Genomic DNA, 16,173 nt, shown 5'->3' with positions numbered 1-16,173 from the left:
TATAAATAGCCAGATAACGACTATCCAATAGTAACGTTTCCAGCTATTCATCTTGTTTTTTATCTATCTGAGGCCTTTTGAGGATAGATCACACTGTTAAAAAATGCAGCGATAATCAATCCGATAACAGCACCACCAATGATACTTAAAAATGTCTCATTTGCAGTGAAGCCAATTAATGCACCAAATACTACAGCAACTAAAAGGATAATTCCTTTAGCCTTTCCTGCATCTATTGTTGTACAGTTGTTGTCAATCTGATTTTCCATTATGATATTCTATTTTGATTTTGATAACAAATTTACAAATAATCTGTAAGCTCCGGGAATTCCCGCAGGCAATTGTCTAAAAAAAGATAGTGATGTATAGACAAATTTCCCTTTCCCATAGTTAGCAATCAAAAGAGATCCTTTGTGCAGTTGCTCGCCCGGATCCTGCATACTGATCGGTGTACGGTATCTCTTGTCGATATTTTCGGCGAAATACAGACCTCTCTCCTGCACCCAATTATCAAAGTCTGCTTTTGTAATTTTATTGGGATAATTGAAAACCGGATCTTTTTCGTCAAAATGAACCGTGGCAAGTTCATCGGTAACCCGGTTCCTCCCAAGGCCAAAAGCGTAGGGGCCCAAATTTTTGGAAACCAATCCGTTACTTACATTATATTGCTCGAGAACAGTGCCGCCACTACTGACATAGTCCAGCAGTGTTTTCTGAATCTGTGCGATATCTTTATTGACATTGAATATCCTGACACCCAGGATGACCGCATCGTAGCCTGATAGATCTCCTTTTAAGAGCTGCTCACCTGTTAATACATCCACTTTGATGCCAATAGCACTGAGCGACTCGGGAATAAGGTCTCCCGCGCCATGGATGTAGGCTATTCTTTTGACTTCATTGCTGAGATTTATATTGCTCATTTTTATAGCAACATCAGGAAAATAAACGATCTCCGGAATATGGTTATAGCCTATGGTTTTTATCTCTTTTAGTCGATCTTTTTGATCAACTTGGAAGAGTAGCGTATCAATGGATGAAATAGCCGAATTCAAAGGGCTTATTGTGATTTCTTTTAATAGGCTGTTAACGTCCGGGTTAAACTGGAGGTCAAATGAAGGCGGATTTATTTCCCAGCCTTTTATGCTAATTGGCGTTATGCGAAATGATTGTGCGGGTGCCTGTCCATTTTTTTGGAATGAAATATTTACTTTGACAGATCGGGCATTTTGGGTCAGAGCCAGTGGGCTCGAACTCTTTGCTGTGAGCTGTGGCAGAATGACGACCGGATTATAGATTTCACCACGGACAGGGTCCGTATACTTATATTGTATATTCTGGTCAAATGTGACGGTGGTACCGTTGATCATTAATTCAAAGCGTACTTTTGGATGATCGGGGTTTTCGGGGTAACCGGTGAGGCTGAAGTCCCTGACATTAAACTTCCCTTTGGCATGGGGCTCATTCAGCCAATAAGGTTGTGTGGAGTTTGTCGCATTTACCGCAATAGTATCTTTTAAAAGAAGGTTGCTGACCAGATTTTTATGGATCTCTTTGCCATTGAGCTTCACCAGCTGTACGGTAGCATCCGGACGTCTCACAATAAGGGCGTTGTCGACATTGATCTGATCACCTACAGCATAATCCGGGTTTTTTGCGATACTTTCAAGCCAGATCCCGCCGCAGGCAAGGATCAGTTTTTCGACTTCTTTTTTCTTTTGATCCCGCCAGTAATCATCCTCGATCTGATTGAGGGCTTTATAGAGCTGCAGCAGTTCTGGTAAGACCGATTCCGGTTTGTCGATCTGATAGTTTTGATTGACTTTTGTGATCAGTGATTGTACTGTTCCGCTATTTGGTATTCTTTTCCAGGAAGTATCTATTCCTTCCAACGGAGAAGCTGTTGCGGGTGCGCCGTCGACATATTCAAAATATTCAATGGAAGAGCCGCGTTGGGCGGCAGATCCGAAACCCTGGCTTTTATGGGAAGAGCGGCTATGTGCGGCAATTTCACCGTATGAGGCACCTATCAGCGCATTGTAGTTGCCGATGTCCACTTTGAGCTGATCTTCACGCGTATTGTCCTGTCCGCCAAAGTTAAAGGTATTCCAGAGAAGGCGTTTCGCCTGCCATGGCTTTACATATTGAAGCTGTTCCGTAAACTGCTTGGGGTCAGCGGCGGCTTTGAATGCTTCGTGTGCGAGCATTGCGGAGGCCTGATGATGGCCATGGCCACCCCTGGCATCGGGTGGAAATCTCGTTATGATCACATCAGGTCTAAATTTGCGGATTAACCATACTGCTTCGGCGAGCACCCGTTGTTTGTCCCAAAAGTCAAATGTTTCCTCAGGAGTCTTTGAAAAGCCGAAATCGTAAGCTGAGGAGAAAAATTGTTCCCCTTTGTCGATCTTTCTCGCAGCAAGAAGCTCCTGCGTGCGGATCAGTCCCAATTCAACACCTTGTTCGGTGCCGATAAGATTCTGCCCTCCGTCACCACGGGTCAGGGATAAATAACCCGTTCTATATTTTTTCTCCTGGGCCAGCCAGGCGATCAGACGGGTATTTTCGTCATCCGGATGTGCTGCAAAGTACAGAACGGAGCCTAAAACATTCAATTTTTCCAGGTTGAGCTTAATCTCGGCGGCATTCCACTGGGGATTTTGTGCTTGTACAGTTGACTTTGACAGCATGCTGGCCAATAGAATAATGACAGAAAGAAAGGGTTTTCGCATGCCTAAAGATAAAGATTTCATCCAAAACAGCATCGTTACGCATTGTAATATTAATGTATATTATTTGATTTAAAGAAGGTGAAAAGCTGAGGAAATAAGAAGGTTAGCTTAAAATTCGTCCAAAACTAAAAAACGGAAATTCCAACCAAGTTGAAATTTCCGTTTAACAATTAAAATATTTTTTCCTGAAACGAATTTTTAGAGAATAGTTATTTTGTCGCTTCGCTCCAAGTGGCAACCTTTAACATAGTAAATATATGTAGAAAATATTTAGTTCTGTCAGATTCCTTCAATTAGTTTTCCACATTGCTAAATTTTGTCAACAATTTAGCTTTTGAGCAACTAAAAATATGAAAAGAAAGTTTCACTTCAGTGTGTTAAGTCAAGCAAAATTATTTGTCTATTGCTCCTAGAACACGTTTCATGAACATATTTAAGGCATCTTTCTTCGAATTGCCTTCTTTTATCAATTTATCAACCTCCACGGCACCGTATAGGTTAGAAATTAATTCACCGATCACGTCGAGTTCCTCATCTTTCAATGGAGCCTCTGTAAGAGCTTCCAGTGTCTCGATGGTCTCCAGGACATAGTCAACATCATTTTGTTCGATGAATTCTGTAAGATGTTTAATTACCGGCAGCTTCATTGAATAATTCTACTAATGCGTCCAACTTATTTGTTTGTACTTGATTTACCAATTTACCATTTTTAAATGCAGCAAATGTAGGCAGATTATTGACGTTTGCCAATTTGCGTGATTCAGGAAATTTCTCCGCATCAGCGATGATAAAAGGAACACTCTCGTTTTCGCCGGACAATTTCTTGAATTTTGGTTTCATGATTTTGCAGTTACCACACCATGTAGCAGCATACTGAACCATCACAATATCGTTATTGTTTACAATTTCTTGTAAATTATCGCTTTCTAATTCTTGTAACATGATTTTATTATTAAGGTGATTGATGGAGAAATCAACAGGAGCCGGGATAAAGGCCCCTGTTGATAAGACCTGAGGTCCTTTATTGTTAGTGTTTAGCTAAATAGTCAGCTACACCTTTTCTGTCTGCATTCATTGCATCTTTACCTTCTTCCCAGTTTGCAGGACACACTTCGCCAAATTTTTGCACGTGAGCATAAGCGTCGATCAAACGTAAATATTCTTTTACGTTACGGCCCAAAGGCATGTCGTTTACAGACTCGTGGAATACACGGCCAGTTTCGTCGATCAAATAAGTAGCTCTGTAAGTAACAGCAGATCCCTGTGCTAATGTACCGTACTCAGGATGCTCAACTTCCTGAACGTCCAGGATACCCAATACGCTAGATAAGTTGCGGTTCGTATCAGCTAAAATAGGATATTCAACACCTTCGATACCACCATTATCTTTTGCAGTGTTTAACCAAGCAAAGTGAACTTCGTTTGTGTCGCAAGAAGCACCGATTAAAATTGTATTGCGTTTTTCGAATTCAGCAGCAGCCTCTTGGAACGCGTGTAATTCTGTAGGACATACAAAAGTGAAATCTTTTGGATACCAGAACAAAAGTACTTTTTTACCTTCTTTAACTGCTTTTTCAAAAATGTTGATCTGCAAATTGTCGCCTAAATAATCAATCGCATCTACTGTAATGCTTGGAAAACTTTTACCTGTGAAACTCATAATATATCTTTCTTTTTTTGTTGACACAAAGATAAGGTAACCCGGTTCAAAAAGCGAATTGATTTTACCAATACACTATCATCAAAATCTATTATGACTGGAATATAACAATAAGTTTTTATTATATTAATATAGTGCGTTTGAAGGGAGACGGCCCGAACGGGGATTTCTTGAAAAAATAAAACAATTCATACTGGGGTAGTTACAGATTAATGCGTCAAAATAGTTGCACAATTGATGTGCAAAAACTACTTTTGCGACGTTCTATTTCAAAATAGGGCAATGCTGGAGGGGTTCCAGAGCGGTCAAATGGGACGGACTGTAAATCCGTTGCTTCGGCTTCGAAGGTTCGAATCCTTCTCCCTCCACATTTTTTCCTTTATAAAATTGACTTAAATTTCCCCGCCAAAATAGATGAGCATATTGGACCAACGGCACCATTTAAAGATGGATTTTTAAATTATATAACTCCATTGATGGGAGTCTACTGCTGTTGCCCTTATAAAGCATATTGTAAGTGTATTAAGTACTGCCTTTTAAAAATTCGGTGAATCTATTAAGGTATAGCTGGAACTGCCATTGTATGTATTATCGGGTTTATAACAGCGTGCGGTGGCAGTTGAGATTATTGGCGGCAATCCTCACCGAATTGCATTTTGCTTCTGATCACAGCGTCCGGAAAAAAATATAGTATGGATTTTCAACTTACTATTGACTTATTTATAAAATAAACCTAAGTTTGGCTTTTGAAACGGCCCCGTAGTTCAACGGATAGAATAGATGTTTCCTAAACATTTGATAGCAGTTCGATTCTGCTCGGGGCTACATAAGGAGAAGTGATGTCAGCAATTTCGCTTTTCAATTGCAGGAGAAATACGATGAAAGTAATTTCTCCTGTTTTATTTTAATGGATAATCATCTTCGCTATTTGTATTCCCTAATGTAGTTGAATTAGGTGTTGGACGGCGTCTCTTTAAATAGGGATAGCCTTCCGACCATGCCAAACATGAGTAGGCCGAAGCAGGCGAAAACACCATAGGAATAGCGCAAACTAAATGCTTCTGCAATATAGCCGATCAGTGGAGGACCCATTAAAAACCCGAGATAGCTAATGCTGGAAACCATGGCCAAGGCCACGCCTGATGGCACATTTTTATTTTGACCGGCGATGCTATAGATAGACGGTACATTACAGGCGACACCGATACCCACGAGCATAAAAGCAAGCGTGCATATAATAAATTGAGGAAAAATGACCGAGGTCATCATACCTACGAACATCAGGAGTCCGCTATATTGTAAGGTTCTTTTGCGTCCCAGCTTACGGATCACGGCGTCGCCCACAAAACGGCCCGTCGCCATCATGATCATAAAAGAAGCATAGCCCACGACAACGAGCTTTTCGGGCGCATGAACGATTTCCTTAAAGTATACCCCGCTCCAGTCAAACATGGCGCCCTCGGTTGCCATGCTGAAAAAACCGATGATGCCCAGTTGTAAAAGACTGCCCTCAGGTCTGGAAAAAAAACTTCGCCGTTCTTTCTGTGGTGATTTTCCAGGAACCAGATAGCGTTGATTGATGAATGTATTGCCGATGACCAAGGCCAATATGATCAAAAAATGTGATAAGGTATCCAGACCAAGGTTCATGGTGAGCAGCCCGACCAAAGCGCCTGTAAAGCCGGCGATGCTCCATGCGCCATGGAAAGATGTCATAATGGACTTTTTATAGATCTGTTCGGTAGCTACCCCTTGCGTATTGACGGAGATATTACACATATTTCCCGTTACGCCAAAAAGAAAGAGAATAGCTCCCAGTTGCCAGGCATTTTGAGCAAAGGCGATGGAGCATAGGACCAATGCATATGCAATCGGTACGATACGCAGCACTTTGGCGCTACCATATCTGGTGACCAATTTACCCGAAAGAGCCATTGTGACCAGCTGTCCTATGGGAAGCATCAATAAAATGGTTCCCAGCTGCCCTTCGCTCAGATGAAGACGCTCCTTGATGACCGGAATACGGCTAGCCCAGGAGGCGAAAGCAATACCCTGACAAAAAAAGAAAAGAGATACTGCAATCCGAATGCGATTACGTTTATTATAAAGATCTTCTTCTGAGAGAGTTAGCGTAGTGTCCATAGTTCCTGATTTTGAGGGTGCAAAGTTACGGATAAGTATTTCATTTTACGACAGCATCAATAAAGAAATTTAATCACTCAGTCCCGAAGGAACATAATCGCTAAGGCTTGGCAAGAGTAGAAAATGATAATAAAGATTGTTGAAAATTATATCTAAAATAAGTGATAATTATCTTCTTTAATTTTGCTTTATAACAGCTAAGGTTGCGATAATTATCTTCTTTTATGCATTTGTGTAAATTTTGTTATGTTAAACGCTTTATTATCAGATTGATACATTTTCCAGAACCAAACTTGCCCCTACTTCTACTTGATCAAGACGGCATATGTAGAATTTACCTGCCTTTTTTACTTTAAATATACGAAGTTGTCCAAACAAGACCTACTTATGTCAGGTTAAAATACAATCAAAATGTAAAATTCGCAATACGTCAGTAGTTTTTCGATTTCGTATTCTATTTTTGTTAAAGGCAAACAATTATTAGCCTCCTAGATAAATGATAAAAAAACTGCTTTTGAGTGCAGTTCTGGCCTACGGCGGATCTGCTTATGTCGTTGCGCAGCAACCGACATTTTTGTCTCATCCAACATTGACACCCGATGGGAAGGAGATGGTATTCAGCTATGAAGGAGATCTTTGGAAAGTAGCGAGCCAGGGAGGGGTTGCTGTCCGGCTTACGGGTATGGAGGGCAACGAAATCAACCCCCGAATCTCTCCGGACGGTAAATGGTTAGCATTCTCGGCCAATCAAAATGGGAATATGGATGTGTATGTCATGCCTTTGGCCGGTGGGGATATCCGTCAGCTGACCGCACATGATGCCTCCGATGAGGTGGACAGCTGGAGCTGGGACAGTAAATCACTCTATTTTACTTCGACACGTTATAATCGCATGGGAGGCTACCAAGTCTCATTGGACGGGGGGACGGCAACCCGCCTATTTCCACATTTTTTCAACTATATCAGCGGTATCGTTCCTACACCTTCAGGAGAGCTCCTATTTAACGATAGCTGGGAAGGATATAGTTCGGCAAACCGCAAGCGATATAAAGGAGCATTCAACCCCGATATCCGTTCCTATAACCCCAAAACAAAAGCCTTTCAGCAATATACAGACTATGTTGGAAAAGATCTTTGGCCAACGGCAGATCAAAAGGGAAACATCTACTATGTTTCGGATGAAAACAACGGCGAATACAACCTGTATCAGCTCAGCGGTACGACCAAATCAGCACTGACAAGCTTTACAGAATCCATTAAAAGACCGTTTGTGTCAGCAAATGGCGATAAAATTGCATTTGAAAAGGGGTATCAACTCTATATTTATGATGTCGCCGGAAAAAAAACGGTACAGCCCAATATCGCTTTAAACCGTAATCAAGTACTTGGAAAGCTGAAGGAATTCAATATTTCGGGCAATATCAGCAATTTTGATGTTTCGCCCGATGGCAAAAAAATAGCCTTTGTATCCAGAGGAGAGCTATTTGTTTCCGATAGCGAAGGCAAGTTTGTGCGTCAGATGCCGGGCTCAGGCGAGCGTGTCATGGAAGTCAAATGGCTTAAGGACAGTAAAACCCTGCTTTATAGTCAAACATACCGGGGATATCAAAACTGGTTTTCACGTACGGCGGATGGAAAAAGTGAGGTGAAGCAGCTGACCGAAGACCTTCGAAACAACCGCGACATTAGCTTTAACGCCGACCGAACGAAAGCAGTATACCTAAGCGGCCGCGATGAGGTACGAACATTGGATCTAGGGAGTCTCAAAAGCCAGACCGTGGTTAAAGACGAAATCTGGGGCTTCCAGAATTCTTCCCCCTCATTTTCGCCCGACGGCAATTATCTGTTATTTACGGCAATGCGTAATTTTGAGCAGGATATCTTTGTCCATAACCTCAAGAGCGGACAAACGACCAACCTAACCAATACCGGTGTCTCCGAAACCAGCCCTTATTGGTCTCCGGATGGGAAGTATATTTATTTTGCGAGCAACAGAACGAAACCCTCATACCCTACAGGAATGCAAAATTCGAGCATCTTCCGTATGGCACTGACCAATTTTGACCAACCGTATCGCAGTGCCAAGTTTGACGAATTATTTGCCCAGCCCGCAGTAAAAAAAGATTCGGTCGCAAATAAGCCGAAAGCGCCTAAAAAAGAAAACGACGCTAAGGATAAGAGTAAGTCAAATGCAGATAAGAATAGGCCGGCAGCTCCCGGTTCAGAATCGAAGAAAACGGTCTTGGTACAGCTTGATCTTGAGGGCTTGCGTGATCGTATCGAACAGGTCAGTCCTGCGTCCGGGACACAGTACAACCCTTTGGTGATCCAAAAGGCAGATAAGACCTATGTGTTCTATTCGTCTGACCATGAGGGTAAATTCAGTGCTTACCGTACCGTATATGAACCATTCACGGCGCCCAAAACTGAAAAGGTCATCGAAGGTGGCATGGGACAGGTACAGGAATCGGCAGGTAAATACTTTGTGCTGAACAGGGGCACCATCCAGAAATACAGTCTGGAGGGAAACAAGCTCGATGCGATAACCATGAGCTTTAAATTCAACCGAGATCTGGAGAAAGAGTTTAACCAGATGTTTTATGAGACTTGGGCCAATCTGGAAGAGAACTTTTATGACAGTAATTTTCATGGGGTAGACTGGACGGCAACCAAAAAGAAATACGAAAAATATCTGCCCGGCATTAACGACCGCAATGATCTGCGTATTCTCCTGAACGATATGCTGGGCGAGCTCAACTCATCACACTTGGGCTTTAGTTCCACGGGGGCCGAAGAACGGAAGCCTTTTGGCTTCGTGACCAACGAAATCGGAGTGGAATATGATAGCGAAAACCCGTATAAGATCAGCCGGATCGTAGGCAACGGACCTGCAGCAAAGAAAGAGGTGGATATTAAAGCGGGTGATGTGCTGGTCGCGGTCAATGGTGTTAAATTGAATACTACGGCAGATCGGGACAGTTATTTTACAGGACCATCATTGGAAGAGGAAGTGCAACTGACATTAAGCCGTAATGGCAAAGAGGTCCATACCAATGTGCGGCCGGTTTCGAGTACAGCTTTTAGGGAATTGATTTACGATGAATGGATCAAGGATAACCGCAGCCGTGTAGACAGACTTAGTGACAATAAGATTGCTTATTCACATATGAAGAATATGTCGGGCGGAGAATTACAGCGTTTTCTTATCGATATGGCTGAGCAGGAAAATAACAAGCAGGGCATCATCTTAGACCTGCGGTATAATACCGGAGGAAATGTACACGATGAGGTCTTACGCTTTTTGTCGCAGCGGCCCTATCTACAATGGCAGTATCGTGGTGGAAAACGAGCGCCACAGAGTAATTTTGCACCCGCTGCCAAGCCGATCGTGCTGTTGATCAATGAACAGTCTCTGAGTGACGCAGAGATGACCGCAGCTGGATTCAAAGCATTGAAACTGGGTAAAATCATTGGTAATGAAACTTACCGCTGGATCATCTTTACCTCAGGTAAGGGACTGGTGGACGGGTCGTTCTACCGCCTACCTTCCTGGGGTTGCTATACGCTGGATGGTCAGGATCTGGAGCAGACAGGTGTCGCACCTGATATTTTTGTGAAAAATACAGTTCAGGACCGTATGGAAAATAAAGATCCGCAGCTGGAGCGGGCAGTGAAAGAAATCTTAGCCGATCTCAAGTAATACTGCACAACAATACAAGGCTGGAAGCTGGAGGGGAATCCCCTCCGGCTATAGCAAGATTAATTCCCCTGCGACCTCTTTACAGCTATTTAAAATTATTTTATCCCGCTCTTGTGAAATCTTGATCTTTTGTGCATCCCTTCTCAAAACATAAAAAGAATAGACATGGAAAAGATCATATTACAAGTAAAAGAATCCTGCATGGCGGATTGGGGAAAAATGACAGCAAAGGAACAAGGGCGCTTTTGTGGCAAGTGCGAAAAGATAGTCGTTGATTTCTCACAGATGAGTGATCAGGAAATCGTTGATCAGATCAAAAGATCCAGTAAAGGGCTTTGCGGTCGTTTTTATGAAGATCAGCTGTTACGTGAATTGGATGCCAGTTTTTCCTTTGCAAAAAATCCGGTATGGCTTAATAAGTGGAATGGGATTGCTGCCGGACTGATGCTGATCGGTTCATTGAGCTTGCCTGCGGTGCAGGCACAAACCTTCACAACAGGAAAAGTGGCTATGGTACATTCAAAAGACGTAGCAGCGATCGAATCTGTCGAAAAACAGACAATTCCGAGCCAAGCTCTCAAAAGTGAACCTGCATTGTCAAATCAGGATAGCATTAAGGTAAAGATCTCAGGAAAAATTGTATGTGCTTCTGGCGAGGGCAGCATGGCGGGAACTGACGTGTCAATTGGAGATCACCATACGAAAGCTGGTGAAAATGGCAGCTTTGAGCTTTGGGTACCACAATCCCTATTTAGTAAAGACCAGGAACTACGTGCACAAATGATCGGGTATAAGACTGTTGTTGTTCGCTTAAAAAAGGGCAACTCGAAAGCTATAAATAAGCCTATTAAGATGGAGGTTAGACCAATGATCATGGGGCTTATTGCTACTTCGGATCGGTAGAAACTAGGCCACCTGAAGGTGTTCTATTTTTTGCTTGGCTGTAAGTGAGTAATGGTCGATTCATCGAGATGCCCAGAAGACTCTTTTGACAGTTTATAAGTGCTTATATGTCTAATCTGGACTTTGCCGAATAGGTTTTGATCGTTATCGCATGTTATAATTTTGTGGAACCAATGTATGAATGTACATTTAAGGTGATCGAAGCCATGGAACAAAAAATGGAAGACAAAAAATAAAAAATCTACTTTATACTTGACTTTCTCTTTGCTGAACCTTACATTTGATTTATCGAATGACTTCGTAGCTCAGTTGGTAGAGCAACAGACTCTTAATCTGTGGGTCCTGAGTTCGAGCCTCAGCGGGGTCACTTTCAAAAAAGCCGTTTTACAAATGTAGGATGGCTTTTTTTGTTGGCTTATAGTGCCTTTAAAGCGGTTTTTTGCATTTATGCCATGCCGAGAAGTTATAAAATCTATTAATTACTTCTTTGTTTAAAGATACTAAAAAATGGTCATTTTAGGGCCTTTTTGTCTCGCAAAGTGTCTCACTTTGTCTCATTTTTGTCTCGCAAAATAGTGAAAAATCAATATTGAACTTCTCTTGGGATACTTAAAACTTCAAAATGTATAGACAAATCTATTGTTAGAACAGTAGTTTAAAAATATTGTTAATTAACCTTGTTTTTTGAGCCTTAAACAGGCATCTGTTCTCGCTAATCTATATGATAAAACCTCCTTCCCCTTTGTATAAAGTTAAGGAGGTTTTTTATTTTTTAAGTTTTAACGAGTAGCGAACCAAATGCTCTCTAATTGAATAAGACTAGAAAGTTGTGAGAACTCAAAATTTTTAAGGGGTATAAAATATAGAAATGAGTTCTCACTAATTCTCCACCCATAATCTAAATAATAACTGGAATCCCGTGTAGATGGTACCTTTACTTGAATAGCTCCTAAATTTGTTTCTTTATCAAATACCAAAACGATGATGAAACCCTTAATAGCGATGGTTATGTTATTTTCTACTATAAATATTTATGGGCAGGATCGAGATTTTAATTGAGACTCTTTTAAACGGGTTTGTTTTATACATTTATATGTGAAGGATATTTTTTCGATCCAGATCTTCTTCGTGCTCCCTAAATGGCCAACTCTGTAAAAACTACCTTCGTGTTACTTAATTCAGTAAATTTATTCCGTAAATTTGTATCGGAGGCAATAAGTTTATGGAAAACAAGAAGATTTCAATATTGTATGTTGATGATGAGGAGAATAATTTGTTTTCCTTCAAGGCGACATTCCGTTTAAAATATAAGATATTTACGGCCATTAGTGGAGCAGAGGCAATTGATCTTGTTAAAAATAATTCGATTAATATCATTATTACAGATCAACGGATGCCCGAAATGACCGGTGTCGAGTTTTTGGAGAGGATCATTAAGATTGATGCAGCTCCAATGCGGATACTTTTAACGGGGTATACTGATATGGCTGCTGTGGTCGATGCAGTCAATAAAGGAAAGATATTCCATTACCTCAATAAACCTTGGAGCGAAGCGGAACTGGACGAAACGATTCAGCGTGCGTATGAGGTATATCTGGAACGGCAAAAAATAATCGAAACGAATGCGAAACTCGAATCATCCAATGATCAACTTGAGTTTATGCTGCGCCAAAAACTGCTTTCCTAAAACAAAAGCTTTTAGGAAAGTCAGAACTATTTACTCGGTATACTGACCGTAAATGTCGTGCCTGCACCCAGTGGCGATTGTACATCAATGCTTCCCTGCAGCTTTAGTAATGCGTTTTGTACATTATACAAGCCAAATCCCATGCCTTTGGCCTGATCACTGCCCCTAAAAAATAGTTTGAAAATATCATGAATGTGTTCGGGAGAAATACCGATACCATTATCGCTCACCACAATCTTCGCCTGCTTGTCAGATACGTCAACAGATAGTTTAACGAATGGCTCCGCCTGACCCTTTCGCTGATATTTGAAGGCGTTGGATAGTAAATTGTGTAAAATCAATTCCAGGATAGCTTTGTCACATTTAAATGGTTCTTTTTGGTCAACACAAATATCAAAGGTTACGTCTTTGTTTTGGGTATACATTTTATAGAACTGTCTCACATTGCCGAAAAGTTCATCAAAATTAATTTCAGAGAGCAAGAGCTCACCTCTCCGCAACAGATAGTAGTCCCTTAGACTATCAATATAAGCGTCTAGACTGACCAATGAACTATCCATCAAAGTAAGTAATTCATGGATGCGGTCTATATTGTCAAATTCTAGCCCAAGTTTTACGGCGGAGAGTACCCCTGTTAAAGGATCACGTAAATCATGACTGACACTATAGGCAAACTTATCTAGCTCATCGTACGCTTTCTGTAGTTCTTGATTCTTGGTCTCCAACAGCGAATTTGCAACATAAAATTTATTTGCTTCTTCAATTGCTGAAATAATCTCTTCCCTCATCCAAGGCTTGCGGACAAAGCGAAAGATATGCCCCTTATTGATCGCGTCAATAACTGTATCCATGTCAGCATAAGCAGTCAATAAAATACGGATAGGCTTCGGAAAATCTCTTTTGATGCGGTGCAGAAAATCTATTCCCAGTTCTTCGGGCATACGCTGGTCACAAAAGATCACACGGATCTTTGGATTGGCGAGAAGTATTTTCTCGGCTTCAGCTGTGTTTGATGCAGTATGAATGACATAATCGTATCTAAAATTCGCTTTAAAACCAATTAAGTTATTTGCTTCATCATCAATATATAGTATTTCAAGCTCCGTCTGCATAATTTTTATAATCTGGTTTACTTTCCCAAAATGACCGAAATTAATCATAATTTATCGAACTCATTGGGTTTACTTTTACGTCAATTCTTTTGTTGTATGGGGATTTGTAGCGTAAAGACTGTTCCCTCTCCTACTTCCGATTCTACAATAATCCTACCATGATGCTTGGCAATGGTATTATAGGCGATGGACATCCCTAACCCTGTCCCCTCGCCGACGTCCTTTGTCGTGAAAAAAGGTTCAAAAATACGTTCCTGAATATTTTTTGGAATACCGATGCCATTGTCTGCTATTTTAACAAAAATACTGGACTGATCCGCAGCGAGTCCGGTTTCTATCCCTAATTTCCCTCCTCCGTTATCACCGAATTTTTTGTTGATGGCATACAGTGCATTCGTTATAATATTCAGAAATACCTGGTTCAATTTCCCTGCATGGCATTCTACCATCGGCAAGTCGCCATATTTTTTTTCAACTTCAATCGTATTATTGATCAAGCTGTTCAGTATCACCATCGTGGACGCTATGCCTTCGTTGATATCGGCAAATTTTAATGTGTCCTCATCGACACGTGAGAAGATACGTAAACTTTTTACAATTTCAGCGGTACGATGGGCCCCATCATGCATTCCTTTCAATAGGAAATCGACTTCTGTCTTCAAATAGTCAAGGTCCAGATCATCCTTGAATTTTTTGATCTGTAATTGCTTCTCGTCATCAGAAAACTCCGGTGCAAAAGCAATACGTTCGACTTCGTCCAAAGTGTCCCAGATCATCCTGATATCTCTTTTCAGGGGGGCTACATTCGAGGTGACGAAGTTGATTGGATTGTTGATTTCGTGTGCGACTCCTGCGGTCAACTGTCCCAACGAGGCCATTTTTTCGGCTTCAACCAGTTGTGACTGAGCTTCTTTCAGATGTGTCAGTGTCATTTGCAATGACGCATTGGATTCTTTTAGTTCATGTGTCCGTTCACTGACCTTTTGCTCCAACACCACATTCTGCTCACGGATGAGCCGCTCGTTTTCTAAAGAGATAGCTAATTCTCGTAGCCTAGATTCTTCCTTTTCCTGCTTGAGTATATTGATGCTGTAGGCCAGACCAAAGGATAGCAATGCCATTTCGATTACTGAGGCAATCTGAACAGCGTTGCTTGTAAAGTTATTATAGTCTAATATTCCGTAGTCTTTTAACAAAAACACAACGGACCCCAGGAGTAAGACGGTCCAGCCATAAACAAAGTATTTTGCTGGTTTATAACCGCTTATCATAATTCGGTAGGATAAATAGAGGACAAATAAAGAGCCAGCACCGGTGGTCACCTGCATCACGAAAAATGCGGATTGCGTTAAACTGGCTAGCGCCAGGATGGTACCAATGGCAAACAAAATAATAAAAATGGTGATTATCCGTCTTGATCGCGGTGCATTTTTCTTTAATTGGAGAAATGAATCTGCAAATAAAAGCGCACTAAGCCCCGATAAACAACCAAATATGATGGGGCCTTTGGTTGCAAAGTAAGGCCAGGAAGGCCACAGATACTGAAAGCTATAACCTTTGATGCCCATTTGGGTGACACCTGCACAGAGGACATATAACACGTAATAAAGGTACCCCCTGTCCCTTACAGAGAAAAATAGAAAGAGATTATATATCACCATAATAAGTACTATTCCGATATAGATGCCACTAATGAGGCTATCGTTATTCATCTGCGTCACAAATTGTCGCTCGCTACTCAGATAGATGGGTAATATAATCTGCTCGGTACTTTTTATACAAATGAAAAAGGTCTTTTCCGACCGTTTGGGCAGATGAATATCAAATACATAGTTCGGAACTTTATATTTTCGTATGGAAAAATTTTGATGTTCCCCAAGTTTGATCGATTGGTAAGAGCCATTCCCGGACGGGCTATATAATTCAACTTCATCCAATAGCGGATAGGCAATTTCTAATAGAAAATATAAATCTTGTTCGCTGGCATTTTTTATAGGAAGGCGAAACCAGACAGCGTCAGATGAGGTGCCCAAGTTTGGTACTGCACTATTTAGGGGTTGAAAGTCCGATGAAGATAAAATGTTTGAAAATTCAGGATTTCCCGGTCCCGTATAGCGCTCCAGCTGGCGACCGATCAGTAGCCGTTGTCCGGAATGGTCAACAGTGAGCTGTGCTCGTGATGGGAGGCAGGCGAGAATATACAGACAGATCAAGGAAAACCAGCATTTCATGTTTAG

11 protein-coding genes and 3 tRNA genes are annotated in these 16,173 nt (G+C 41.4%); 6 read left to right on the top strand and 8 right to left on the bottom strand.

The annotated features are described in order from the left end of the window. Window positions 1–59 precede the first annotated feature (59 nt). The 5 genes from ABTV71_RS28130 to ABTV71_RS28110 form a co-directional block, all read right to left on the bottom strand. Complete coding sequence (locus ABTV71_RS28130) at window positions 60–269, bottom strand: hypothetical protein (RefSeq protein ID WP_077436917.1); 210 nt, start codon at window positions 267–269, stop codon at window positions 60–62. A 9-nt stretch (window positions 270–278) separates the two neighbouring features. Beyond that, window positions 279–2,732, bottom strand: coding sequence for a PIG-L family deacetylase (locus ABTV71_RS28125; protein ID WP_433901812.1), 2,454 nt, complete (start codon window positions 2,730–2,732; stop codon window positions 279–281). A gap of 392 nt (window positions 2,733–3,124) precedes the next feature. Then, window positions 3,125–3,379, bottom strand: coding sequence for a DUF6952 family protein (locus tag ABTV71_RS28120; protein WP_077436919.1), 255 nt, complete (start codon window positions 3,377–3,379; stop codon window positions 3,125–3,127). Further along, entirely contained in the window at window positions 3,360–3,674 is a 315-nt protein-coding gene (locus tag ABTV71_RS28115; protein WP_121125432.1) for a thioredoxin family protein, read from the bottom strand. Before ABTV71_RS28115 ends, ABTV71_RS28120 begins: the two co-directional genes overlap by 20 nt. An 85-nt stretch (window positions 3,675–3,759) precedes the next feature. Then, on the bottom strand, window positions 3,760–4,392 hold the full coding sequence (locus ABTV71_RS28110) for a peroxiredoxin (RefSeq protein ID WP_077436921.1): 633 nt from the start codon (window positions 4,390–4,392) through the stop codon (window positions 3,760–3,762). 287 nt (window positions 4,393–4,679) lie between these two features. On the opposite strand from ABTV71_RS28110, the gene ABTV71_RS28105 reads away from it, so the two are divergent. After that, a tRNA-Tyr gene (locus tag ABTV71_RS28105) sits at window positions 4,680–4,760 on the top strand. 385 nt (window positions 4,761–5,145) lie between these two features. Next, window positions 5,146–5,217 (top strand) — tRNA-Arg (locus ABTV71_RS28100). Between the two features lie 126 nt (window positions 5,218–5,343). On the opposite strand, the gene ABTV71_RS28095 is transcribed toward ABTV71_RS28100, so the two are convergent. Beyond that, entirely contained in the window at window positions 5,344–6,534 is a 1,191-nt protein-coding gene (locus ABTV71_RS28095) for an MFS transporter (RefSeq protein WP_121125434.1), read from the bottom strand. Between the two features lie 496 nt (window positions 6,535–7,030). On the opposite strand from ABTV71_RS28095, the gene ABTV71_RS28090 reads away from it, so the two are divergent. The 4 genes from ABTV71_RS28090 to ABTV71_RS28075 all read left to right on the top strand — a co-directional run bounded on the left by ABTV71_RS28090 (window position 7,031) and on the right by ABTV71_RS28075 (window position 12,824). Further along, window positions 7,031–10,234, top strand: a complete 3,204-nt coding sequence (locus ABTV71_RS28090) for a S41 family peptidase (RefSeq protein ID WP_433901811.1) — start codon at window positions 7,031–7,033, stop codon at window positions 10,232–10,234. Window positions 10,235–10,399: 165 nt separating this feature from the next. Next, window positions 10,400–11,137 carry a hypothetical protein gene (locus tag ABTV71_RS28085; protein WP_433901810.1) on the top strand — a complete coding sequence of 246 codons (738 nt, stop codon included), beginning with the start codon at window positions 10,400–10,402 and terminating at the stop codon, window positions 11,135–11,137. A 294-nt stretch (window positions 11,138–11,431) separates the two neighbouring features. Continuing rightward, window positions 11,432–11,504 (top strand) — tRNA-Lys (locus tag ABTV71_RS28080). A gap of 855 nt (window positions 11,505–12,359) precedes the next feature. Continuing rightward, complete coding sequence (locus tag ABTV71_RS28075; RefSeq protein WP_108635465.1) at window positions 12,360–12,824, top strand: response regulator; 465 nt, start codon at window positions 12,360–12,362, stop codon at window positions 12,822–12,824. A 26-nt stretch (window positions 12,825–12,850) separates the two neighbouring features. Here ABTV71_RS28075 and ABTV71_RS28070 read toward each other — a convergent pair whose 3' ends face one another. Together ABTV71_RS28070 and ABTV71_RS28065 are read right to left on the bottom strand one after the other, a co-directional pair. Further along, the gene (locus ABTV71_RS28070; RefSeq protein WP_433901809.1) at window positions 12,851–13,936 is read right to left on the bottom strand and encodes a sensor histidine kinase; all 1,086 of its coding nucleotides are present in this window, start codon (window positions 13,934–13,936) and stop codon (window positions 12,851–12,853) included. An 80-nt stretch (window positions 13,937–14,016) separates the two neighbouring features. Continuing rightward, a complete protein-coding gene (locus ABTV71_RS28065; protein WP_433901808.1) occupies window positions 14,017–16,167 on the bottom strand; it encodes a sensor histidine kinase in 2,151 nt (716 codons plus the stop codon). Window positions 16,168–16,173 lie beyond the last annotated feature (6 nt).

This window comes from Sphingobacterium puteale (genome assembly GCF_050986225.1).
Lineage (GTDB): Bacteria > Bacteroidota > Bacteroidia > Sphingobacteriales > Sphingobacteriaceae > Sphingobacterium > Sphingobacterium puteale.
The sequence above is the reverse complement of the archived record's forward strand: the minus strand, read 5'-3'. Positions and strand labels throughout refer to the sequence as shown.